This is a genomic window from Bacillus sp. FSL W7-1085, assembly GCF_038595035.1.
GTDB lineage: Bacteria > Bacillota > Bacilli > Bacillales > Bacillaceae > Bacillus > Bacillus altitudinis.
Window position 1 is genome coordinate 1,065,184 of the sequence record NZ_CP152000.1, and the last position, 22,419, is coordinate 1,087,602.

Below are 22,419 nucleotides of genomic sequence, written 5' to 3' on the forward strand. Positions count from 1 at the left end.
ATGAAAATCTTTAAATTTTTTGCTGTAGCATTATTAATGTTTTGTTTTGGAATTAGTGGTGTTACTCAGGCTAAAGAGTTAGATTCAGAAGTTACTATTAATGATGATGAAAAATTTTATTCTCCTGAGTTTGATGCATTTGTAAATGCATTTACATTATCGGATACAGGTCAATTGATTGAGTTAACAAAAGAAGAGTATAAAGCTTTGGATTTAAAACATGAATCAGAAGATGATTTATCAAGTGTTGTAGAGAATGAAGAACCTAAAATGGGAACAAGAGATACAGTTTGGTCTTATTTAAAGTTTGTTCCAACAAAATCTACTTCTTATGTTGGAGATCCAGTAAAAGTGTCAGCAGATATTAATTGTACAGCTTCTACATGTTCATTAGGTCATGGGGTTTCTTTTAGTAGGTCTATAGCTGTTACATATGGTACAGCTACAAAAGCTGAAAAAAGTGCTATAAGTCAATCTTTAAATATTACGTATACAGAGGTAAAGGCTACTACAAATTCTTTTACTTTCAACTTAAAAAAAGGGCAAAAAGGATATGTAGCATTTAAACCATATAAGATTAGAAGAGATGGATATTTCCAACAATGTTATAGTCGAGGTATGGGATGCTTTAAAACAAATAAAAAAGGGTATGTTCGTATACCTAAAAGATTATCAGATGGTAATGCTAATGGAGTATTTTATTTTGTGTATAAGAAAAAATAAAGTATGATTTGTGTGTTTGTGCTTTCAGATTTATAATTCATTGATTTCGTGTTAGAGAATCATTAAGAAATTTATTTTTGGTTGCGGTGTCCGCAACCATTTTTTTATTTTTAATACTTCGTTTTATTGAATATTTTTGTGATAGAATCCGTTCACTGTGGAGATGAATGTGATGACGATCGAAATTCATGTGATGGATTTATGGGAAATGAGAAGAAGTGACAGAAACGGCAAAACTAACATACCACAAAAAGGAAAAACAAGAAGAGCGTTACTGTTTAAAAAATGGAGTGAAAAACATACGGAATGAGTCAATGGTAAGCGGAACGAAAGTGAGCATTAAGGAGTTGACTCATTCACTACATCCAAAGCCTATTGATTCAAACAAAAAGCAGTGCCCTTTTTATGTGAGATCAAACTGAGACATCAGCCGGTGACCATCAGAAGTCGTCCATTCCAATTGAACTTGATTTGTACCCGAATGATGGTGGCATTGAAGGGCAAGTGATTGCATGTCTCCTGAAAACTGAAAAAAAGACACGCGATGAGAAGGGTGGAAGGAAGAGAAGACACAATCATAGACGGAAAAGCCAAGCTGTTCTACATAGTCAATGATCTGATAAAAGACGCTTTCCGGTACGAACAGAAGCAAATCAAGCCACCCTTTAGAAAGAGACGCTGGATATTGAATGCGTTCACCGCCTTTTACCTCCATCAACTTCCCATTCTCACAAAGAACGACAGACCCGAGCAATTCTCCTTTTGTCCATCGCTCCTTTTCTTTCAAACAGATCATAGAACTTTGAAGGCTTTCAGGCAGCATGATGTCTCCTTCTTCGTCTTCAATCAGACAATGACCGTTTTCCATCAGTAAGTACCCGTTACACCATTTTGGGTGGTTTTGCTGAAGATATGTCATTCGGTTCTCCATTCGCAAAACCTCCTTTCCTCTTTCTTTTCTTACCAAATGAAGCTTGTCCTATACACAGGGGGAAAAAGGACAAATCAACTATCAAGGAGCCGATGCATAAACTAAGAAAGGCTAAATGAGAACACTTGATGAAAAACGGATGGGAGCTGATGATGATGTGTGGAATAACAGGCTGGGCAGACTTTAAAAAGCAGCTCATCCAACAGGATCATGTAATCAATCAAATGACAGATACATTATCTAAACGAGGGCCGGATGATACAAATACGTGGAAAAGTGAGCACGTTCTTTTCGGCCATAAACGGTTAGCCGTTGTCGATGTTGAAGGCGGAAAGCAGCCGATGACATATACCCATCAACACCATGATTATACGGTGGTATACAATGGAGAACTCTATAACACGGAGGATATACGAAAAGAATTATTCAAAAGAGGGCACCGCTTTCTTGGGCATTCTGATACAGAGGTTCTTCTTCACGCCTATACAGAATGGAAGGAAGAGTGTGTGACCCATTTTAATGGAATTTTTGCATTTGTCATTTGGGATAGTGAGCGTGAATTATTATTTGCAGCGAGAGACCGGCTCGGTGTCAAGCCATTTTTCTATACAGAACGTCATCATTCCTTTTTGTTTGGCTCAGAAATCAAAGCACTTCTAGCTCATCCTGAAATGAAAGCCAAAGTGGATCATGAAGGGTTATCAGAAATCTTTGGTTTAGGGCCGTCTAGAACACCAGGGCAAGGCGTATTTAAAGGGGTGAAAGAGCTGAGACCTGCTCATGCCCTAACCTTTTCAAAAGATGGTTTGCGTGTGTGGAGGTACTGGAATGTCAAAAGCAAGCAGCATACAGATTCGCTTGATGACACCGCTCAGCACGTGAAGGAACTCTTTACGGATGCTGTTACAAGACAACTCGTCTCTGATGTGCCTGTATGTACGTTTTTATCGGGCGGTGTGGATTCTAGTGCCATTACGGCCATTGCCGCCAAGCACTTTGAGAAAATAGGGAAAGCCCCGCTGCATACGTATTCCGTTGATTACGACGGAAATGATCAATTCTTTGAAGCAAGTCAATTTCAGCCGAATGCTGACGGCCCGTGGATTGATCGAATGACCAAAGCGTTTCAAACGAATCATCATAGCTGTATCATTGGGCAAAAAGAGCTGGCTTCTTATTTGAAAGAAGCGGTTGAAGTGCGAGATTTGCCGGGGATGGCAGATATTGATTCTTCCTTACTATGGTTCTGCCGAGAAATTAAAAAGGATTTTGTTGTTGGTTTATCAGGTGAATGTGCAGATGAAATTTTTGGAGGTTACCCATGGTTTCACATGGCAAGCGAAACCAATGGATTTCCGTGGATGAGATCAACGGAAGCACGCATTCAGCTTCTTCAAGACTCATGGCAAAAGAAATTATCACTGAAGGAATATGCGCAAAGCAAATATGAAGAAACCGTGGCAGAAACCCCTCTTTTAGATGGGGAAACTGGAGTAGATAAAGCCCGAAGAGAACTTTTTTACTTAAATATGATTTGGTTTATGACAACACTGCTGGATCGAAAAGATCGTATGAGCATGGGGGCGAGCCTTGAGGTACGTGTTCCATTCGCAGATCATCGTCTTGTTGAGTATGTATGGAATATTCCTTGGGAAATGAAAATGTATGGAAATCGGGAAAAAGGGGTTTTGAGAAAAGCATTAGAGGGAATTTTACCGAATGAAGTGCTTTATCGCAAGAAGAGCCCTTATCCGAAAACACATCATCCTGCTTATACTCAGGCGGTAAAAGAGATGTTAACAGATTGTCTCGCGCAAAAGGATTCTGTGCTTCATGAATTTTTAGATCCACATCAATTAAAACAGCTGATTGAAACAGAAGGGGCTTCTTTCCAGGTTCCTTGGTATGGTCAGTTAATGAAAGGCCCACAGCTCATTGCCCATTTGGCACAGATTCATCATTGGTTTGAAACATATCGAATTGATATAGAAGCATAACAAAGGGTCGGCTTTCTTGCACTTGTTGAAAGGAAGTCGGCTTTTTTGATACATAACATGAGACTTTTAGAGCACATCAAAAGTTGATCTAACCGCTTCAATTTGTATAATTAACTTAAAGTGAATTAATTTGGAGGAAAAAGGATAATGAAAATCATTGTGATCGGAGCAGGACCAGGGGGACTTGCAGCAGCTATGATGTTGCAAAGCAAAGGACATGATGTTCATATATATGAAAAACAGTCCTTTGTTGGCGGACGTAACTCTAAGTTTCAACTTGGTGATTTCACGTTTGATACAGGTCCTACTTTTCTCAGTATGATTCATATTGCAGAGGAACTGTTCACCTTTGCCGGTAAAAATCTCTATGATTATATAGATGTGATTGAATTAAAAGAAATGTATAGATTAATCTTTCAAGATGAGAAGCTTGATATGATTCGAGATCGAGACGAAATGTACAAACGGCTAGAAGCCTTTGCACCTGGTGAGGGCGAGGGGTATGTACGTTTTATGAATGATACAAAACGAAAAATGGACCGCCTAACGCCGATTCTACAAAGTAAAATGGATCGTTTCCATCATTATTTGCGTCCAAAAGTCATCAAAGCACTTCCTCAGCTCTCATTAAATAAAAGCTTATATGATGTGCTGTCGGATTATTTCTCAAATGAATCAGTGAAATATGCCTTTACATTCCAATCAAAATATTTAGGGATGTCACCTTGGGAATGCCCAGGAGCGTTCTCAATTCTTTCCTTTATGGAGCATGACACAGGCGTTTATCATCCGAAAGGCGGAGTGAATCAGCTGTCAGAAGCGATGGCAAAGGCAGCTGTTGAATCTGGGGCTACCCTTCATCTATCAACTGGAGTTGACAAGTTACTGACGGAAGGCAGGAAAGTGAAGGGCATTCGCTTAGAAACTGGTGAAGAAATACAGGCAGATGAGGTGGTCGTAAATGGTGATTTTGCACACGTGATGACAAAGCTTGTAGAGCCGGGTCTTTTAAAGAAATATAGCGAGAAGAAACTGAAAAAGAAAAAATTCTCATGCTCCACCTTTATGCTGTACCTAGGTTTAGATACGACATATGATGAGCCGCATCATACCATCGTTTTTTCCGATGACTATGCGAAGTTCGTCAAAGAAATTACGAAAACCTTTGAGCTGCCGGATGACCCGTCCATTTATATTCAAAATGCAAGTGTGACAGATGATTCGCTTGCGCCAAAAGGCAAGTCCACTCTTTATGTGTTAGCACCCGTTGCCAATAATCAAAGCGGTATTGACTGGGAAGTGTATCAAGAAGAATTTAGAGAGCTTGTGCTGGATACGCTGGAGCGGAAAACAGGCTTTAAGAATATCAGGCAGCATATTGAAGTCGAGCGGATGATCACGCCGAAGCATTGGGAAGAAGAGCTGTACGTGTATGAAGGAGCTACATTTAATCTTGGTCACCAGTTGACGCAGATGATGGTACTCAGGCCGCATAATGAATTTGATGAGTTGAAACACTGCTGGCTCGTTGGTGGAGGAACCCACCCGGGCAGCGGATTGCCAACCATTTTAGAATCAGCGCGTATTACGACAAATGCGATTCTGTCAAAAGAGAAACATACGCACAAAAGAGTGCCACATCAAGAAAAGGGGAGCGCCTCATGAAAAAACATATATTGATTGCTGGCGGCGGTATTGGCGGTATGATCTCAGCCCTCTATTTAAAAAAAGCTGGACATGATGTCACCCTTGTTGAAAAAAAGGAACGGCTCGGCGGGAGACTTGCTTTTGTACGTGAGAAAGGATATAAAGTAGATGAAGGTCCGACCATTGTCCTGCTTCCTGATATGTTAAAAGGCATTTTACATGACGTAGGCATTGATGAAACATCTCTTGATCTCTTGCAGCTCGATCCGCTGTATACGATCCACTATCAAGATGGGACCTCCTATACGAAATACTCTGATACACTGCGACAACTAGAAGAAATCAAACGTGTATTTCCAAAGGAAGAACAGGGATATTTAACATTTATGCAAGAAATGACGGATCGATTTCAAGAAGGGCAGGAAGCTTTTCTAGAAAAATCATTTCATGAAAAACGAACCTTTTTTACAAAAGCGAACATGAAGATTTTAATGAAATTAAAAGCATATCGAACCGTTCAAAGTTCTCTCAAAAAATATTTTTCAGATGAGCGCCTCCGAGATGCATATGCACTTCAAACCCTCTATGTCGGAGGAAATCCGTATGAAGCATCTGCCATTTATTCGCTTGTTTCATATAGTGAGCACGCACACGGAATTTACTATTTAAAAGGCGGATATGCGAGTTTAGTAGATATATTGGAGAGACAGCTCTTAAAGACGGGTGTACACATAAGAAAAAGTGAAGAAGTCGCACAATTTGAGTTTGAGGGGAAACGTGTGGTCAAGGCAAAAATAAATGATGAGCACATAGCAGCTGATGCATTTGTGCTGAACGGAGATTATCCAGCGGCGTTAAAACAGCTTGGTTTAGGTGAACAAGACCGGCGTAAATACGTTCCATCCTCCGGCTGCGTGATGGTGTATCTAGGGTTAAACAAAGTATACGATGAAGCACCTGTTCATCAATTTTTCATGGGAGAACACTTTGATCAGCATATGAGAGAGGTGTTCCAAACGAAAACGATACCTCAAGATCCATCATTTTATACTTTTAATCCATCTATCATCGATCCATCCCTTGCCCCAGAAGGCAGCAGTGTCCTATATATGCTCATTCCTGTTCCATCAGGAGATCACATCAACTGGGAACAAGAGACAGACTTTGTGGATAAAATGGTGGAGCGTCTTGAGAAAAGAGGCTTTCCACAGCTGCGAGAGGCGGTTGTCTGGCAAAAGGTGAGAACACCGAATGATTCAATGCGAGAAGGATTGTTTGAAGGCGGCAGCTTTGGACTCGCTCCTAATTTGTTTCAATCAGGTGTGTTTCGCCCGCAAGTAAAGGTTGCAGATGTAGACAATCTATATGCGGTAGGTGCTTCCATCCATCCCGGCGGCGGGGTACCGATCGTGATGCAAAGTGCAAAGCTCATGGCTTCTGTACTGCTTAAAGAGCTGAACAACAGAAAGGAAGTGAAGCTAAGTGGTTGATGTGCAAACAGCATTGAAAATATGTGAAGAGACCATTCAAACCCATTCAAAAACGTTTTATCGTGCCTTTTCCATGCTGCCTAAAAAGAAAAGACAGGCTGTTTGGGCCGTATATTCTTTTTGTAGGAGAGCGGATGACATTGTAGATGAGTCTCCTTCACCAAAGGAAGAACTGGCGTCTTTTCAGGAGGCATTTGAACGTTTCTTGCAAGGAGAAGTAGATCGTGATGATCCAATGTGGGTGGCGCTGGAGTATACATTTCAACAGTTTCGTATGGATGAATCCCCATTCCGTGACCTGCTGCGAGGACAGGAGATGGATTTAGAGCAGCATCGATATGAAACGTTAGATGAACTGCTCATCTATTCCTATCATGTCGCAAGTACAGTTGGATTAATGCTGCTTCCGATCATTGCACCGCGTAAAAAAGAACAGCTAAAAGAAGCAGCGATTTCCCTTGGGATTGGCATGCAGTTGACCAATATTCTTCGAGACATTGGTGAGGATAAGGCGGAAAGGAACCGCATTTATTTGCCAAAACAAGTCATGGATCAATTTGGGTATACAGAGCAAGAATTACAAGAAGGGATCGTCAATCAAGCCTTCCAGCATGTATGGGAATATATTGCTTTTGAGGCAGAGGCGTACTATGAGGAATTTTTTGACCATCTCCATGAATTCCCACTTTATTCAAGGATACCAGTGAAAGCAGCTGCTCACTTTTATAAGGCTATTTTAGATAAAACTAGAGAAAACGAATACCGCGTCTTTACGAAGCGGTCATATATTTCAACACAAGAAAAAGCACTTATTTTAGAAGATATTACGTAATGAAAAGAAGACAAAGGGTAAAATAGAGTTCGTTCGTTTTAGCCCTTTGTCAACAATCTGAAAGGACTGCACCCGCAGTCCTTTTTATGTGGAAGTAAACCGATACCCCGTCCACACCCTTGAACGCCACCGCCTATACATGAAGATACCTCTTACCCATTCATCCACGATAAAAGAAATCCAAACCCCGATAAGGCCCATCTCAAGTTGAATGCCTAATAAATAAGCGATCGGAAGGCCGATGCCCCACATTGAAATCATCGCCATATAGACTGGAAACTTCGCGTCACCAGCTGCCCGCAAGGAGTTGATGATGACCATATTAAAAGAACGTCCAGGCTCTAAAATAATTGTCAATATGAGGAGGAGACTCGCTATTTGAATGATCTCACTGTTGCTAGTGAAAAAAGTAAGTAAATGCGTCGATGATAAAGATAAAGCAGTAGAAGAAAGAAGTGAGATGGCAATGGCCCAGTATAAGCTTTTCATGCATCTTCGATAGGCCGCATCAAATTCTTTCGCCCCGATCAGGCGCCCAATTAAGATTTGCGTTCCTTGGCTAATGGCGGCACCAAATAACATAATGAACATCATCAAATTCTGGGTATAGACTTTTGCTGCCAGTGCTTGCGTGCCCATAAATGTGATAAACAGCGTAATAATCATTTGAGAGCCATTATAAGAAAGTTGTTCTCCAGCAGAAGGAATGCCGATTTTTAGCAGTTTTTTTAAATGCGTTCGCTGGATGTAAAACATTCGCTTGAATGAAAACCGCAATCCAATGCGGTGTCGAACAATGAGTATCATGGCTGTAAGACCGATCAACCGTGCAAATGATGTGGAAAGAGCGACACCCATGACACCTAATACAGGGAAGCCAAATGGTCCGAAGATGACCAAATAATTACCAGCAACATTTAACAGATTCATACCGATGGTGACATACATCGTATCTCTCGTGAATCCATAGCTTTTTAAAATAGCACTATATGTCATAATGAGCGCCTGAATAAAAGAAAGCAGGCCGACAATCTGTAAAAAGACGGTTGCATCTGGCATGAGCTCGCTTGATAATCCCATCATATGCAGGATGGGCACAGCTAACACAAACATAAGAAGACTGATCACAAAGCTAATGAGGAAGTTGGTGCCTAGTGATACATAGGCAACTTGGGTCGCTTCCTGCTTGCGGCTCGCTCCTAAAAGCTGCGCAATGACAATCGTCGTCCCAGTCGTAATGAAGCTGAACATCACAATCAATAGATTTAATAGCTGATTGCTTACCCCTACTGCGGCAACACTATTGTCAGAATACTGGCTGAGCATCAGTGTATCTGCGCTCCCCATCAGCATATATAAAGAGATTTCGATAAAAATAGGCCAAGTTAATGCAAATAATGAAGGGTGGGATTTTTCACTTTTGGCTTGAACCTTTTGTATTGTCAGTGCTTGTGGTTTCATCACATCGCCTTCTTTCGTATAAATCCGATTTATAGTGTACCTTGCATCGACTATAATAAGAAGAGATGAAACCGAAACTTATTGGAGAAATCCGACTTCATAAGGGGATGAATATGGGTCCGTTTATTACATTTACTGTACCGCCATTTCCAGTCTATATTGCTTCAGGCAAAGGTGTATTCCATCGAGGAGAACGACATATCTCCAGAATTTTCACCGTATTTGATCTTCTTTATGTCACGAAAGGTGAACTGTGGATCACAGAAGACGAGGTGCCTCATCACGTAAAAGAGGGAGAATATATCATCTTATCACCGGGACTTGCCCATGGTGGACATCTGCCATGCAAAGAAGAAACACTTTATGAGTGGCTGCATTTTTCAATTGATTCATTTGAGTTTACAGATCGGCCGAGAGAACACTGGTTTGACATGAAGCAAAATCAAGCCACTTTTGAAAAAGCAGCAAGCTATGAATTTCGTCTGCCCCGAAAAGGAAAAGTGAAAGGGGAAAGCGTGCTACAGAAGCATCTTTCAGCGATGCGCGCTTTAAATGATGATGCGTCTGAACTTCAGCTCAAAAAGCAGCTTCAATTTGAGGAAATGCTCATTCATTTACAAAAAGAAGCATTTCATATTCCAAGTGCAAAGGAGACTGTCGCTTCAGAAGTGGTTCACTATCTTGAACGTCATTTTACGCAAAAATTACAGATGGAGAAGCTGGCAGAGATTCTTCATTATCATCCTGATTACATGACAAGGTGTATGCAGACCGTGTACGGACTGACGCCGAGCCAGTACATCAATCGACTCAAAATTGAAAAAGCCAAAAGCCTACTTGCTTCAACGAATGAAAAAATAGCTCTCATTGCAGAACATGTAGGCATTGATGACCCAACGTATTTTTCAAAGCTGTTTCGGCAAAATGAAGGCATGACGCCTATCGAGTATCGTCATCTTGCTAAAAGAACGACAAAGTAAAGGAACGTGAACAGATGAAAGGAAAAAAAGAAGAGATTGTGAGCATACGTCCATTAGACGAAACCGATTTAGAAGTGGTATGGCATTTAAGGTTTAAAGCGCCAGACCAGGCTTATCGAAAGTGGAATGCACCGTATTTTATTGAACATGACATATCGCTTGCTGCATTTAAAAAACGCTATTTACAGGATGATTCTGTCCTGCCAAAACTATTTGGCATTGATGTTGGAGGTGAATTAAAGGGCACAGTTTCTTATTATTGGGAGAATGAACGCACACGTTGGCTGGAGTGTGGGATTCTTATTTATGACTCACGTTTTTGGAATGGGGGCGTTGGAACAAAGGCATTGCGTCTATGGATCGATGAACTCTTTTCACACATTGATATCCCACGCATCGGTCTGACCACCTGGTCTGGAAATGAACGCATGATGCGTTGCGCAGAGAAATGCGGGTTTATCCTTGAGGGAAGACTGCGTAAGGTACGTTACTATCAAGGGGAGTATTATGATTCGATGCGGTATGGGATGCTGAGAGAAGAATGGCAAAGCCTTCCGAATCATTCATTTGAATAGTTGTTTTTAAGATTAGGAAAAAAGTATAGTAAGATTAAATAAATTGAAAAAGAAGGGTGGCGGATGAATGTGAAATGGATTACAGGTTGGTTTGTATCCATCTTAGTCGCAATCTACCTATTCGTTGATGCACCAAAACACGGGAAAAATAAATGGTTATGGGCCATCTTAGGTCTTTTACTCGGGCTCTTCACACTTGGAATATATCTCATTCAAACAGGAAGAAAAGGGTTGGGCTGGACAGTACTGATTGTGTCCATTCTCATCTATGCGATTGCCATCCTCGTCTTTGTCTTGTACTTTCTCATGCTGGTCTTCGGGTACTCCAACGCAAATTAGAGAGTACGGCTGTGGTGATTTGTTTCACTTCAAGTTGCTACCGATTGATGGTTTGATTGCGCCAAAGCATCTTAGGATAAATGGTGATGGGGCTCGGGCAGGATGATCCTCATGTTTATCCATCTTATTTTATCTCATGTGGCTCACTGCTTTGGTCAAGTAAGTCCTTCATAAAGAAGGGCTTTTTTCTTTTATTTTTTGAGCAGGGACACCTGCAATGACAATTCGCTCTTCATGAAAGGAGCGATTCACTACTGCATTTGCTCCGATGGAAATATGATTCGCAATATAAATATTTCCAAACAGTTTAGCTCCAGGGCCGATCCATACATGATCTCCGATGACGGGCACATCTTTTTCATGATGGTTTTGACCGATATTCACGCCTTGATGAATATCACAAAACGCGCCGATTTTGGCATGCTTGTTCACAATCAACAGCCCAGTATGGTTGATTCTGAGCCCAGGTCCAAATACACCAATTGGGATATCAAAGCCAAGCTGCATGCCTTTCTTTTTATGTAAGTAACGATAAAACCATTTGCGTAACGTAGCACCGCTATTCGTATAGTACTCATATTTTCGTAAATATCTTTGATATTTCCAAATATCATCCCCAAGCCACTTTGGTCTTTTTCGATTGATGGCAAGTGCTTTCTGATCTTGTGCCAAGTAGTGGTGAAGGTCATGCTTCGTTAAAATCATCAGATCTCCCTCGATTCCCTTTCGTTTCAGAGAAATTATACCATCATAACCATTTATATCAAGATAAAATAACGTTCATTTTTTGTTTTACTACATTCATTTCATTCGGCCGTCCTGTATCAAACAGGGGAGCTACAACGAATAGAGCAAAAGAACCAGGAGAATTGTTTTGTAATTTTTTTCAATATTTTTCATACTCAAACGTTACATCGCCCTTATGGCTGTAGATGTTTGTAAAAAATACACGAAATTACTCGTTAAAAAGAGAATATAGCATTCATATGCTTTTAGAATCATCTTTTTGAATACAATTGACTTTCGTATCTTACATCCTCTAGGCTAGTAAATGAAAATGATAATCTTTATCAATTGGAGGAGTGTTTTATTATGTCCATCAAAACCGTTTCTAAAAATCAGCAATTTTTAGAGCAACAAAGTCAAAGAGAATCTAATGCAAGGTCTTACCCGAGACGGTTCCCATTAGCCATGCAAAAAGCCGAAGGTATGATCGTGACAGATGCAGATGGTAGAGAATTTTATGACTGCCTAGCAGGTGCAGGAACCCTTGCCCTTGGTCACAATCACCCGGTTGTTATAGATGCTATTGAACGTATGCTTCATGAAAAAAGACCGTTGCATACGCTGGACATCACTTCAGAGATTAAAGAAGAATTTGTGAATGAGATTTTTTCTCACTTGCCAGAAGAGTTTGCAAAAAGAGCGAAAATTCAATTTTGTGGACCAACTGGTGGTGATGCTATAGAAGCAGCAATTAAATTAGTCAAGACAGCGACGGGAAATCGTTCCATTCTATCATTCCACGGAGCATATCATGGTGCTACACATGGCACGATGTCATTAAGCGGCAACTTATCGCCAAAGGAAAAAGTACAAGGATTAATGCCAGATGTTCACTTCCTGCCTTATCCATATGAATACCGCTGCCCATTTGGAATTGGCGGTAAAGACTCACATCGCATTTCAAGCTCTTATATTGAGCGTGTATTAAATGACCCTGAGAGTGGAATTCTCCCGCCAGCAGGCATGATCTTTGAAGCGGTGCAAGGGGAGGGCGGCTCCATCCCGGCATCAATTGAATGGATACAAGAAATGAGACGAATCACAAAAGAAAAAGGAATTCCACTTATTATTGATGAGGTTCAATCAGGCATCGGCCGAACTGGTAAGATGTTTGCCTTTGAACATGCTGGTATTGTGCCAGATGTCATTGTGTTATCAAAAGCAATTGGGGGAAGCCTTCCACTATCCGTTGTGATTTATGACAAAGACTTAGATCAATGGAATCCAGGTGCACACATTGGCACGTTTAGAGGAAATCAAATGGCGATGGCAGCTGGAACTGCTACGCTTAAATTTATAAAAGAAACCAATCTGCTTGATCATGTAGAAGCGCTTGGTCAGCGTATGCAGGCCAATCTAAAAGACATTCAAAAACAAGTGCCTGCTCTCGGTGATGTGCGAGGAAGAGGATTAATGATTGGTGTTGAAGTTGTGAATCCAGATGAGAAACAGGATGTGGACGGCAGTTATCCAGCAAATCCAGAGCTAGCCAGTCTCATTCAAAAGAATTGTTTTGATAAAGGCTTAATTGTGGAGACAGGAGGCCGTTTTGGAAGTGTGATTCGATTCTTACCGCCTTTGATCATGACAGAAGAACAGCTTGAAAAAGTCATCACGATTTTTAAAGAGGCAGTTTACGATGCAGTCAACTAAACCATCTGTCGATTCATTATTTATTCAACAAAGCCAGCTTGGGAGGGAGTCCTTCCAAGCGGCTCTCTACACATCCATCGACAGCTTACTGGCAGAGTGGCAAACAAGCAGAGGACCGTATAGCGGAATATTGCCTGGGAAATTAGCGGCTCATGTCGAATCGTTATTCCAGATTCAACCGGCTGGTGAATCCATTGAGTCTGTTTTTCAAGATATAAAAAATCATCTTTTACCACATTTAGTTGATGTGTCACACCCTAAATGCTTGGCACATTTGCATTGCCCACCTCTTATCCCTGCTCTGGCAGCAGAGGTGATCGTAAGTTCCTTTAACCAATCAATGGATTCCTTTGATCAAAGCGGCATTGCATCTTTGGTTGAGGAGGAAATCCTCAAGTGGTTAAGTGAAAAGTTTTCTTATGGAGAACGAGCAGATGGGACCTTTACGAGCGGTGGAACCCAATCTAACTACATGGGACTGCTTTTAGCAAGAGATGCATTTTGCGAAAATACTTGGCAATGGAACGTACAGCAGAAAGGGTTGCCGAGCGAGGCAAACCGTATGCGGATTCTTTGCTCCAAGAATGCCCACTTCACTGTGAAAAAATCAGCATCTCAGCTAGGTTTAGGTGAACAGGCTGTTGTGTTAGTTGAGACGGACGAACATCACCGAATGGACCTGCATGATTTGCAGAAGAAGCTTATGGAGCTTAAAGAGCAGGATTTGCTTCCATTTGCAGTCGTGGCGACTTGCGGGACAACTGATTTTGGCAGTATTGATCCTGTACGTGACATATATGACATGGTGAAGCCTTTCGGTTTGTGGATTCATGCAGATGCTGCCTATGGAGGGGCGCTTGTATTAAGCAAAACCTTCCAAGGAAAATTAGATGGCATCGAGCTGGCTGATTCGATCACGATTGACTTTCATAAGCAATTTTATCAGCCGATCTCCTGCGGGGCATTTTTACTAAAGGATAAAAGACATTTTGGTTTGATTGATTACCACGCAGATTATCTCAATCCAAAGGAAGATGAACTGGAAGGCATTCTGCATCTCGTGAATAAATCTGTTCAGACGACGCGCCGGTTTGATGCGCTAAAACTCCTTCTCTCTCTGCGTATGATTGGAGAAGAAGGGTTTGCAAGTATCATTGACCATACCATCCATTTTGCGAAAGATGTGGCTACGTTGATTGAGAAAAATGAGCATCTTGAGGTGATCAATCCTGATCCTGAAATCAATGCAGTCGTGTTTCGTTTTATAGATGATCAACAAGCAGAGGACATCAATAAAATCATTCATCGCACACTTTTCCAAACAGGAACGGCTGTCGTAGCAAAAACAGTAGCCGATGGTCAAACTTGCTTAAAATTCACTTTGTTAAATCCGAGAACGACTATTACACATATTGAGGAAATCCTTTCTGACATTGTTGATATCGGGATCGCTCATATTCAATCCGGGAGGGTACTACGTTGAGTCAATATAAACAAATGGCTGAAAATGCAACTATGCAAAGCTTTTTAAACTGTTTTTTACGTGAAACAGGAATTGATCGATCTGCAAAGAAAGAGACAAAAGCAGACGGCTCACTTGTATTTGTAGCAGCATTAGCAAAACAAGATCTTGAGCTTGTCATTCCGATTCGATATTTTTCGCCTGTAGGCCGTCATCTCTTTGATTTTCCCGTTCGCTTTCGCCCGCAAGGCAGTGAGCAACAGGGAACGATCATCGATTACACCACACTTGTTGCTTTATGTTCAAAGGAACTTCTCATTGAATATGGCCGCACAGATGCAGAGGATGAGTTCATGCTTCGCATCATTTTAAGCTGCCGGAATATTGAACGATTTATCAGAGAGAGAGAAAGTGATCGAGCGGCTCTTTCTTCAGCTGATTTTGAATATATTGAAGCGGAGCAGTCACTTCTTCTTGGGCATTTAACGCATCCTACACCAAAAAGCAGACAAGGAATGACAGAAGAGGAGGAAGCTATTTATTCTCCTGAGTTGAAAGGCTCTTTCCAGCTTCATTACTTTAAAGCACATCCGTCAATTGTGCTTCAGGATTCTTCTCTTTCACAATCTGCGGCAAGTCTCATGTTTGAGGAGCTCATGCGCCAGATGCCAGAAGAAAAAGAGAGACTGACGACGTTAACAGAAGGCGGTGAATATGTCCTGATTCCGATTCATCCGCTACAAGTCCAAGTGGTCATGGAGAAAGCGTTCGTCAAGCGTTATATAGAGGACGGGATGCTGACGTATTTAGGGCCGCTAGGATCTGAATACACAGCGACATCTTCCTTTAGAACGGTCTATCAAAAAGACTCTGCGTACATGCTTAAATTCTCTGTCCCTGTAAAGATCACAAACTCTTTACGCGTTAACAAACAAAAGGAACTTGATCGTGGAGTTGAGATGTCTCGTATCTTAAAAACAGAATTAGGCGTTTCTTTATATGACAAATTCTCTGGATTCCGTGTGATTGAAGATCCTGCGTATCTATCTATTCAAGGGGATGAGGCGGAATCTGGCTTTGAAGTCGTCATTCGTCAAAATCCATTTTTGCATCATGAAAAAGGGGCAAGCTTAATTGCAGGGCTATGTCAGGATCATGCATATGGAGAAAAATCACGCCTTTCAGGCATTATCCTTGAATTAGCAGACGCTGAAGGCAGATCAACAGAAGATGTCAGCCGTGATTGGTTCACACAATATTTATCGATTGCGTTAGAGCCGATGCTTTGGCTGTTTGAAACGTATGGACTTGCCCTTGAAGCCCATCAGCAAAATGCTGTCGTACAGCTAAAGAATGGATATCCGCACACATTCTATTATCGTGACAACCAAGGCTACTATTATAGCGAATCGAAAAAGGATCAGCTTGCGAAGCTTGTTCAAAACTTAAGCGTCAGAAGTGAAACCATTTGTGCAGACGATGTAGCGGTTGAGAGACTGCGTTACTATTTCTTCTTTAATCATTTGTTTGGTCTTGTGAATGGTTTTGGTACAGAGGGGCTTGCAAAAGAAGAAGATTTATTAGCCCTGATTAGAGACACACTGCTTGCGCATGAAGAGACATATGGTGCATCTGAGCTGACGAACAGTCTTCTTCGGTCACAGGAGCTGCCTTCAAAAGCGAACTTACTCACGCGGTTTGAAGATATGGATGAGCTGACCGGTTCTTTAGAAACTCAATCCAGGTACACGTCTGTGTTGAATCCGCTCTTTTTACATAAGGAGGCGCTGATTGGATGAGGCATCGAATTGGGTTCATTCGCGCTGAATATGAACGGGACGTCCAGCTTGTCCACAAGTGGATGCAAGAAGAGTATGTCCACCCATTTTGGCATTTGAATATTCCATTTCCTGCTTTTGAAAAGCACTTTTATCAGGCCATTCATGATCCGCATCAAACCCTTTATTTAGGAACCATTGATGGCATGCCGATGAGCTATTTTGAAGCATACAATGTGAAAGGGGATATCATTGAATCGTACTATCAGCCTTCTCCGCATGATCAAGGCATTCACCTGTTAATTGGAGAGCCAGATTATGTAGGGAAAGGATTTGCGGCTCCGCTGCTTCAAGCCATGACAGCATTTCAGTTTGAGCAGAACAAACGAACAGAAAAAATCGTGGCTGAGCCAGATATTCGGAACGAAAAAATGATTCATGTCTTTGAAAAGTGTGGATTCGAACGTGTGAAACCAGTCACTTTACCAGATAAAACAGGTCTTTTGATGTTTTGTCATCGAGATCGATTTGAAAGGAAGTATAACCATGACGCGGTTCAACAAGCAAAATAATGTAGTGGATGTCATTGGGATTGGCATTGGACCATTTAACCTAGGGCTTGCTGCATTATCTGAAGAAGTAGACGAAATTGACGCTTTGTTTTTTGAAAGAAGTGAAGCGTTTCACTGGCATCCAGGTATGCTCATTGAAGGGACAACACTTCAAGTCCCCTTTTTAGCGGATCTTGTCAGTATGGCAGATGTGAAAAGCAAATATAGCTTTCTCAACTATTTGCAGGAACAAAACCGTTTGTATTCATTTTACTTTCTAGAAGACTTCCATATCCCGCGCAAGGAATATAGCCATTATTGCCGCTGGGTCGCGGATCAATTAGATTCTTGCCGATTTGGCATGAATGTCGAATCTGTCTCCATCGTTGAAAAAGCTGGAGAAAAACGATATGAAGTGCATGTCCGTCATGTGAAAGATCAAACGGTAGAGGTGTTTGAAAGTAAGCATCTTGTTTTAGGTATCGGTACACAGCCTGCGGTACCAGTATCTCTTCAGCCAGCTTTAGGGGATCGGGTGTTTCATTCTGCTGATTACTTGAAACGAAAGAAAGAAGGCTGTTTTAAAGGAAAATCCGTGACGGTCATCGGTTCTGGTCAAAGTGCGGCAGAAGTATTCTATGACATTTTATCAGACGATGAGGCGAAGGATATTCATTGGTTTACACGCTCTAAAGGGTTTTTCCCAATGGAATATTCAAATTTAGGTCTTGAGTATTTCTCTCCAGACTATATTGATTTCTTTTATGAGCTTCCGCAGCCTAAAAAAGATGCGCTATTAAAGCAGCAAGATTTGCTGTATAAAGGCATCAGCTCAGCGATGATCCGAGATATTTATCACTTGCTTTATGAACGTTCTGCTTGCGGAGAGCAGCTGAACACCGTGCTGCAGGCGATGACGGAAGTCAATTTGATTGAGGAAACGAGGGACGGCTTATCGCTTTCATGCAATCAATGGGTCAAAGAGGAATCCTTTACGCATGAGACAGATATTGTTGTCTTGGCAACGGGCTATCAATCTGTATTACCGCCATTTATTGATCCGATTTCCCATCATATTCAGTGGGATCATCAAGGACGCTTCCAGGTTGAACGTGAATATCGATTGAAAACAAACACATTAGGTGAGAATGATATTTTTGTACAAAATGCAGAGCTTCATACACATGGAGTAGGCGCACCAGATTTAGGGCTAGGGGCGTACCGAAACAGTGTCATTATCAATGAACTGGCTCGTCGACCTGTGTATCCACTTTATCAAAAGCATGTTTTCCAGACATTCGGTACACATAAACACGCAAATACATTTGAAGAAATCAGAGGGTAAGGAGGATGAACCGATGAGTGTACAAGATGAATTGAAAAAAGCGGTCAATCCTGCTGCTTGGAAAAAAGCAAACCAGCGAATGGTGGCAAAAATGCTGTCCGAATATATGTATGAGGATATGCTTCACCCCGTTCAGCTAAATCATCAGGATGGCATCGCCCAATATGAATTAATCATTCACGATCAGAAGAAATATCGTTATCTCGCAAAACCTCGTTTGTTTGATAGTTTTGATACGATTGCTGAATCGATCGAGTGCTGTCAAGACGGAACATGGACAAAGGATGTTAGTGCCATTGTGTTTTTACTAGACATTCAGCCAATCATCCCAATGTCTTCTGAAACAACTGGTCATCTGATCAAAGAGCTTCACCATACCTTGTTAGCGGATGTTCATTTGCTGTCGAAAAAAGCACTTCGTGCAGATGAGCTAACAGATACAGATTATGCATGGATTGAGGGCGAGATGACTGGTCATCCGTGGATCGTCTATAACAAAGGGCGTATTGGATTCAGCTACGATGATTACTTAGCCTATGCACCTGAAAGGCAGGAATGTGTGCAGCTGTCTTGGATTGCTGTTCACCGAGAACTTGCGACTTTCCATGCGGTCGATCATGAGAACTATGAGCACATCATTGCCAAAGAATTAGACGAAGTCACGATTCGTCAATTCCAACGTGTGTTAAAGGATGAAGGGCTGAATGTGGCTGATTATTATATGATGCCTGTTCATAAATGGCAGTGGACGCATATGATCATCCAGCATTTCCCTGAAGATTTAGCCATGCGCCGTATTGTGTATTTAGGAGAAGGGCTGGATCAATATATTCCACAGCAATCGATCAGAACCTTTACAAACATCTCAAATAAAGGCAAGCATCATATTAAACTGCCAATGAGTATTTTAAATACGCTAGTGTACCGGGGGCTCCCATCAGAACGTACGGTGATTGCACCTCGTATTACAGCACATATTAAAGGAATCGCCGATCAAGACGCCTTTTTATCCGATGTATGCCGCGTGATTTTACCGGGTGAGAATGCGAGTATCAATGTTGATCATCCTTATTACAGCAAGCTACCTGGTGCGCCATATCAATACCTTGAAATGCTTGGGGTCATTTTTAGAGAAAGCATTTATACGTATTTAGATGAAGGGGAGAGCCCTGTTACGTTGGCGGCACTGACGTATGAAGATCATGAAGGCGAGCCTTATCTGAAGCAGCTCATTGAAAAATCGGGTCTGTCAGCAAAAGAATGGATGGCGTCATTCTTCCACGTTGTCATGCCGCCGCTTCTGCACTTTATGTATCAATATGGCACGGTGTTTTCACCGCACGGACAAAATACAATTCTTGTATTAAAAGATCACAAGCCGCATCGTTTGGCGATCAAAGATTTTGTTGATGATGTGAACATTAGTGATCAACCGCTGCCTGAATTGGCTTCATTAGAAGAAGATCTAAAGGAAGTGCTGCGTAGTGAGCCGCCTGAGGGTCTTGTACAATTTATTTTTACGGGTCTGTTTATTTGCAATCTTCGTTACGTGTCAAACGTGTTAGACAATCACAATCTGTTAGATGAAACGACGCTTTGGCGCTTGCTTGCAGAAGAAATTCAGCAGTATCAAAAGCAATTTCCACAGCTAAAAGATCGTTTTGCTTTATTTGATCTATTCCAGCCTCAGCTGACAAAGCTTTGCTTAAACCGTAATCGCATGATTGATTACGGCTATGGAGATGGAGATGACCGGCCGCATGCATCAGAGCATGGCAAGGTCACAAATGCACTCGCTCAAGTTCTCTCATCCGTAGGCGAAAAATAAAAAAGAAAAGCTGTAGACAACATCTGTCTACAGCTTTTTGATTTTTTAAGAAAATGCTTGTGAGGCCAGGAAATAGAGAAGCGCCGGATCGTTCTGCTTTTCGTTCCCGCGAATCATCATAAAATGTGCGACGTTTGTTTTCGTAAATCCTGCTTCTACAAGTGATGCATGCAGGCGTTCAGCTGTTTCTTCCTGCATATCTAAACGAAAGGCGCCAGAATAAGACGTGAGAAGTGATTGAATGAGTGATAGCGCCGTTTGTTCATCGTTTGCTGCAAGCGGGCCAATCATCAGATTAGCTGGTGTTTCCACACCAAAAGCGAAGCCGGTGATTTCGTGGTGTTCATCCTTTGCGATCAGTTTAAATGCTGCTCGCTCCATTCGCTTTATTAAGAAGTTTGATCGATTGGTCCCTGCGCCTTTTTCATCCAGCCTTTCAATAGACGGGAGGTGCGTTTGATCAGCGGGAAAAAGATGAATCTGATGTGACGGGTGAAGGGCACTAGGATTTGTTTTTTGTGCTTTGTATGTATGAATATAACCGGCTGTCTGAAAGCCGATTTTTTCATAAACTGGGCGTCCTTGTACAGTAGCAGTTAAAACGACAGGGACACTTGGATCACTATGACGAAGCAGTGTGTCAATCATTTGACGGGCAAGACCGAGGCCTCGATGTGTCTCAGATACAATCACCGCCCCAATTGATGCCACACTGTCATACTGAAAAAGTCCAGCGCATGAAATGACTTGTCCGTCAGTTGTTGTAAAACCGGTAAAATGTCCATTTGTTAAAAGAGATGTGAGCTCTTCCGCATTGTAATCAGGCCAGTCGACCTCTTTTGACAATGCGACAAGGTCTGGTATGTCATCAAGGGTTAAAGTTCGTTGTATAACGTTTGGCAATACACGCAACTCCTTCTTAGCTGATTTCACTATATGTATCGTACCATAAGAACGCATAAGAAAAAGGAAAAGGGGATACCTTTTCCTTCAGCGTATAGACAAACCCTCGCATTTGGTGTCAGTCCTGCGCTTCGGTGCTCCCTTTTCCTTTTGTATAGTTTAATAATTGAGGTCACGGTTGTATTCATATTCAAAGGTGAGCTGTAAGTTTTTAATTGAGACAACGCCTACTTTGATTAGCCGTCCACCGATCAATTGAGGAACCTCGGTTGCATTAAAAGAAACAAAAAAGCGGTCTTTAGCTGGCACTTGACTTGTTTTATAAGAAGAGATGTCAACTTTTTGACCGTTCCAAGGTACGTTCACTGTTCCGCCTTTTAAGGAAGAGACGGTGAATACATAATTATATGCATTTGTACTGCCTTTTTCAGCTTCTAATGACAGGCCAGTGACAACGGCATCCTGCGGCAAGCTGCTTAAATCAAAAGAAGAATTGGGAGATCCGGCTTCATTGAAACTATTCAATGTGGCAGGTGATCCATATCGTTTGGTTGTGCCTTTTTCAATACTTTTATCAAAGACAATACGATACATGTTGTCCTCTTCATTTAATAATTGCTTTGGTTTGACGGCTAAATAGTAGTCAGTGCTTGCGGCAATTTTCGGCATATGGATGATTTCATTTTGGTTGTTTGTCCGCACAGAGGAAGACACGAGTGACCCGCTCTGATTGTAAAGATAAAGATCGAAATCATTTCCAGCTTTCACATTGACGAGTTTGATAGAAAAGCGGCCATCTGCTCCATCAAATTTAGAGCTGGTGAACCGGTAAAAATCAATGTCATTCATAGAAGAGATACTACCTTCGTGATATAAATAGGTCTTGTTTAGATGAAGAGAGTGCTGTAAGAACTGAGCTTTTTCCATCGTATCATTGTTTGCATAATCACTGTCTGGATACAGATGCTCCAATTCTTCTGTATAATATGTTGTTTGTTTCGTAGAAGTTTCACTCGCTTGAGCAGGTGATTGGAAAAGAGGGCTAGCGATAAAGAGGCCTGTAAGCAATAAAACCGCGATCTTCTTTTTGAACATGACAAACATCTCCTTTTAAGTAAATGACTTTCATTTATCATAT

20 protein-coding genes are annotated in these 22,419 nt (G+C 41.5%); 15 read left to right on the forward strand and 5 right to left on the reverse strand.

Annotated elements, in window-relative coordinates:
* Both MKY11_RS05335 and MKY11_RS05340 read left to right on the forward strand, forming a co-directional pair.
* Complete coding sequence (locus MKY11_RS05335; protein WP_341015591.1) at positions 1-723, forward strand: hypothetical protein; 723 nt, start codon at positions 1-3, stop codon at positions 721-723.
* A gap of 172 nt (positions 724-895) precedes the next feature.
* The gene (locus MKY11_RS05340) at positions 896-1,033 is read left to right on the forward strand and encodes a hypothetical protein (protein WP_341015593.1); all 138 of its coding nucleotides are present in this window, start codon (positions 896-898) and stop codon (positions 1,031-1,033) included.
* A 93-nt stretch (positions 1,034-1,126) separates the two neighbouring features.
* Here the strand turns inward: MKY11_RS05340 and MKY11_RS05345 are convergent, their stop codons facing one another.
* On the reverse strand, positions 1,127-1,654 hold the full coding sequence (locus tag MKY11_RS05345) for a DUF2777 family protein (RefSeq protein WP_342501915.1): 528 nt from the start codon (positions 1,652-1,654) through the stop codon (positions 1,127-1,129).
* 155 nt (positions 1,655-1,809) lie between these two features.
* Between MKY11_RS05345 and asnB the strand changes: the two genes are divergently transcribed.
* The 4 genes from asnB (at position 1,810) to MKY11_RS05365 (ending at position 7,620) form a co-directional block, all read left to right on the forward strand.
* Complete coding sequence (gene asnB / locus MKY11_RS05350) at positions 1,810-3,651, forward strand: asparagine synthase (glutamine-hydrolyzing) (RefSeq protein ID WP_024720029.1); 1,842 nt, start codon at positions 1,810-1,812, stop codon at positions 3,649-3,651.
* A gap of 147 nt (positions 3,652-3,798) precedes the next feature.
* Positions 3,799-5,316: a phytoene desaturase family protein gene (crtI, locus tag MKY11_RS05355; RefSeq protein WP_342501916.1), complete on the forward strand. Its 1,518-nt coding sequence runs from the start codon at positions 3,799-3,801 to the stop codon at positions 5,314-5,316.
* Positions 5,313-6,788: a phytoene desaturase family protein gene (crtI, locus tag MKY11_RS05360; protein WP_342501917.1), complete on the forward strand. Its 1,476-nt coding sequence runs from the start codon at positions 5,313-5,315 to the stop codon at positions 6,786-6,788. Before crtI (MKY11_RS05355) ends, crtI (MKY11_RS05360) begins: the two co-directional genes overlap by 4 nt.
* Complete coding sequence (locus tag MKY11_RS05365) at positions 6,781-7,620, forward strand: phytoene/squalene synthase family protein (protein WP_024720032.1); 840 nt, start codon at positions 6,781-6,783, stop codon at positions 7,618-7,620. Before crtI (MKY11_RS05360) ends, MKY11_RS05365 begins: the two co-directional genes overlap by 8 nt.
* Before the next feature lie 84 nt (positions 7,621-7,704).
* Here MKY11_RS05365 and MKY11_RS05370 read toward each other — a convergent pair whose 3' ends face one another.
* The gene (locus MKY11_RS05370; protein WP_326378621.1) at positions 7,705-9,081 is read right to left on the reverse strand and encodes an MATE family efflux transporter; all 1,377 of its coding nucleotides are present in this window, start codon (positions 9,079-9,081) and stop codon (positions 7,705-7,707) included.
* A gap of 113 nt (positions 9,082-9,194) precedes the next feature.
* On the opposite strand from MKY11_RS05370, the gene MKY11_RS05375 reads away from it, so the two are divergent.
* The 3 genes from MKY11_RS05375 (at position 9,195) to MKY11_RS05385 (ending at position 10,975) form a co-directional block, all read left to right on the forward strand.
* Positions 9,195-10,061 carry an AraC family transcriptional regulator gene (locus tag MKY11_RS05375; protein WP_045034702.1) on the forward strand — a complete coding sequence of 289 codons (867 nt, stop codon included), beginning with the start codon at positions 9,195-9,197 and terminating at the stop codon, positions 10,059-10,061.
* Between the two features lie 14 nt (positions 10,062-10,075).
* Positions 10,076-10,636, forward strand: coding sequence for a GNAT family protein (locus MKY11_RS05380; RefSeq protein WP_035392472.1), 561 nt, complete (start codon positions 10,076-10,078; stop codon positions 10,634-10,636).
* 63 nt (positions 10,637-10,699) lie between these two features.
* The gene (locus MKY11_RS05385) at positions 10,700-10,975 is read left to right on the forward strand and encodes a hypothetical protein (RefSeq protein WP_008348576.1); all 276 of its coding nucleotides are present in this window, start codon (positions 10,700-10,702) and stop codon (positions 10,973-10,975) included.
* 168 nt (positions 10,976-11,143) lie between these two features.
* Here the strand turns inward: MKY11_RS05385 and MKY11_RS05390 are convergent, their stop codons facing one another.
* Positions 11,144-11,680: a serine O-acetyltransferase gene (locus MKY11_RS05390; RefSeq protein WP_017360201.1), complete on the reverse strand. Its 537-nt coding sequence runs from the start codon at positions 11,678-11,680 to the stop codon at positions 11,144-11,146.
* 387 nt (positions 11,681-12,067) lie between these two features.
* Between MKY11_RS05390 and MKY11_RS05395 the strand changes: the two genes are divergently transcribed.
* Genes MKY11_RS05395 through MKY11_RS05420 form a run of 6 tightly spaced genes read left to right on the forward strand, consistent with a single transcriptional unit; the run spans position 12,068 to position 20,378 of the window.
* Positions 12,068-13,414, forward strand: coding sequence for an aspartate aminotransferase family protein (locus tag MKY11_RS05395; protein ID WP_008348573.1), 1,347 nt, complete (start codon positions 12,068-12,070; stop codon positions 13,412-13,414).
* On the forward strand, positions 13,401-14,897 hold the full coding sequence (locus MKY11_RS05400) for an aspartate aminotransferase family protein (RefSeq protein ID WP_342501918.1): 1,497 nt from the start codon (positions 13,401-13,403) through the stop codon (positions 14,895-14,897). The genes MKY11_RS05395 and MKY11_RS05400 overlap by 14 nt, the downstream gene beginning before the upstream one ends.
* On the forward strand, positions 14,894-16,675 hold the full coding sequence (locus MKY11_RS05405) for an IucA/IucC family protein (RefSeq protein ID WP_342501919.1): 1,782 nt from the start codon (positions 14,894-14,896) through the stop codon (positions 16,673-16,675). The genes MKY11_RS05400 and MKY11_RS05405 overlap by 4 nt, the downstream gene beginning before the upstream one ends.
* Entirely contained in the window at positions 16,672-17,226 is a 555-nt protein-coding gene (locus MKY11_RS05410) for a GNAT family N-acetyltransferase (protein WP_342473986.1), read from the forward strand. Before MKY11_RS05405 ends, MKY11_RS05410 begins: the two co-directional genes overlap by 4 nt.
* Positions 17,201-18,550 (forward strand): lysine N(6)-hydroxylase/L-ornithine N(5)-oxygenase family protein, encoded by a 1,350-nt coding sequence (locus MKY11_RS05415; RefSeq protein ID WP_342501920.1) that lies wholly within the window; start codon positions 17,201-17,203, stop codon positions 18,548-18,550. The genes MKY11_RS05410 and MKY11_RS05415 overlap by 26 nt, the downstream gene beginning before the upstream one ends.
* A gap of 13 nt (positions 18,551-18,563) precedes the next feature.
* Positions 18,564-20,378 carry an IucA/IucC family siderophore biosynthesis protein gene (locus tag MKY11_RS05420; protein WP_342501921.1) on the forward strand — a complete coding sequence of 605 codons (1,815 nt, stop codon included), beginning with the start codon at positions 18,564-18,566 and terminating at the stop codon, positions 20,376-20,378.
* Between the two features lie 45 nt (positions 20,379-20,423).
* Here the strand turns inward: MKY11_RS05420 and MKY11_RS05425 are convergent, their stop codons facing one another.
* The gene (locus MKY11_RS05425) at positions 20,424-21,281 is read right to left on the reverse strand and encodes a GNAT family N-acetyltransferase (protein ID WP_217967372.1); all 858 of its coding nucleotides are present in this window, start codon (positions 21,279-21,281) and stop codon (positions 20,424-20,426) included.
* Positions 21,282-21,440: 159 nt separating this feature from the next.
* Entirely contained in the window at positions 21,441-22,376 is a 936-nt protein-coding gene (locus MKY11_RS05430; protein WP_342501922.1) for an anti protein, read from the reverse strand.
* Between the last annotated feature and the right edge of the window lie 43 nt (positions 22,377-22,419).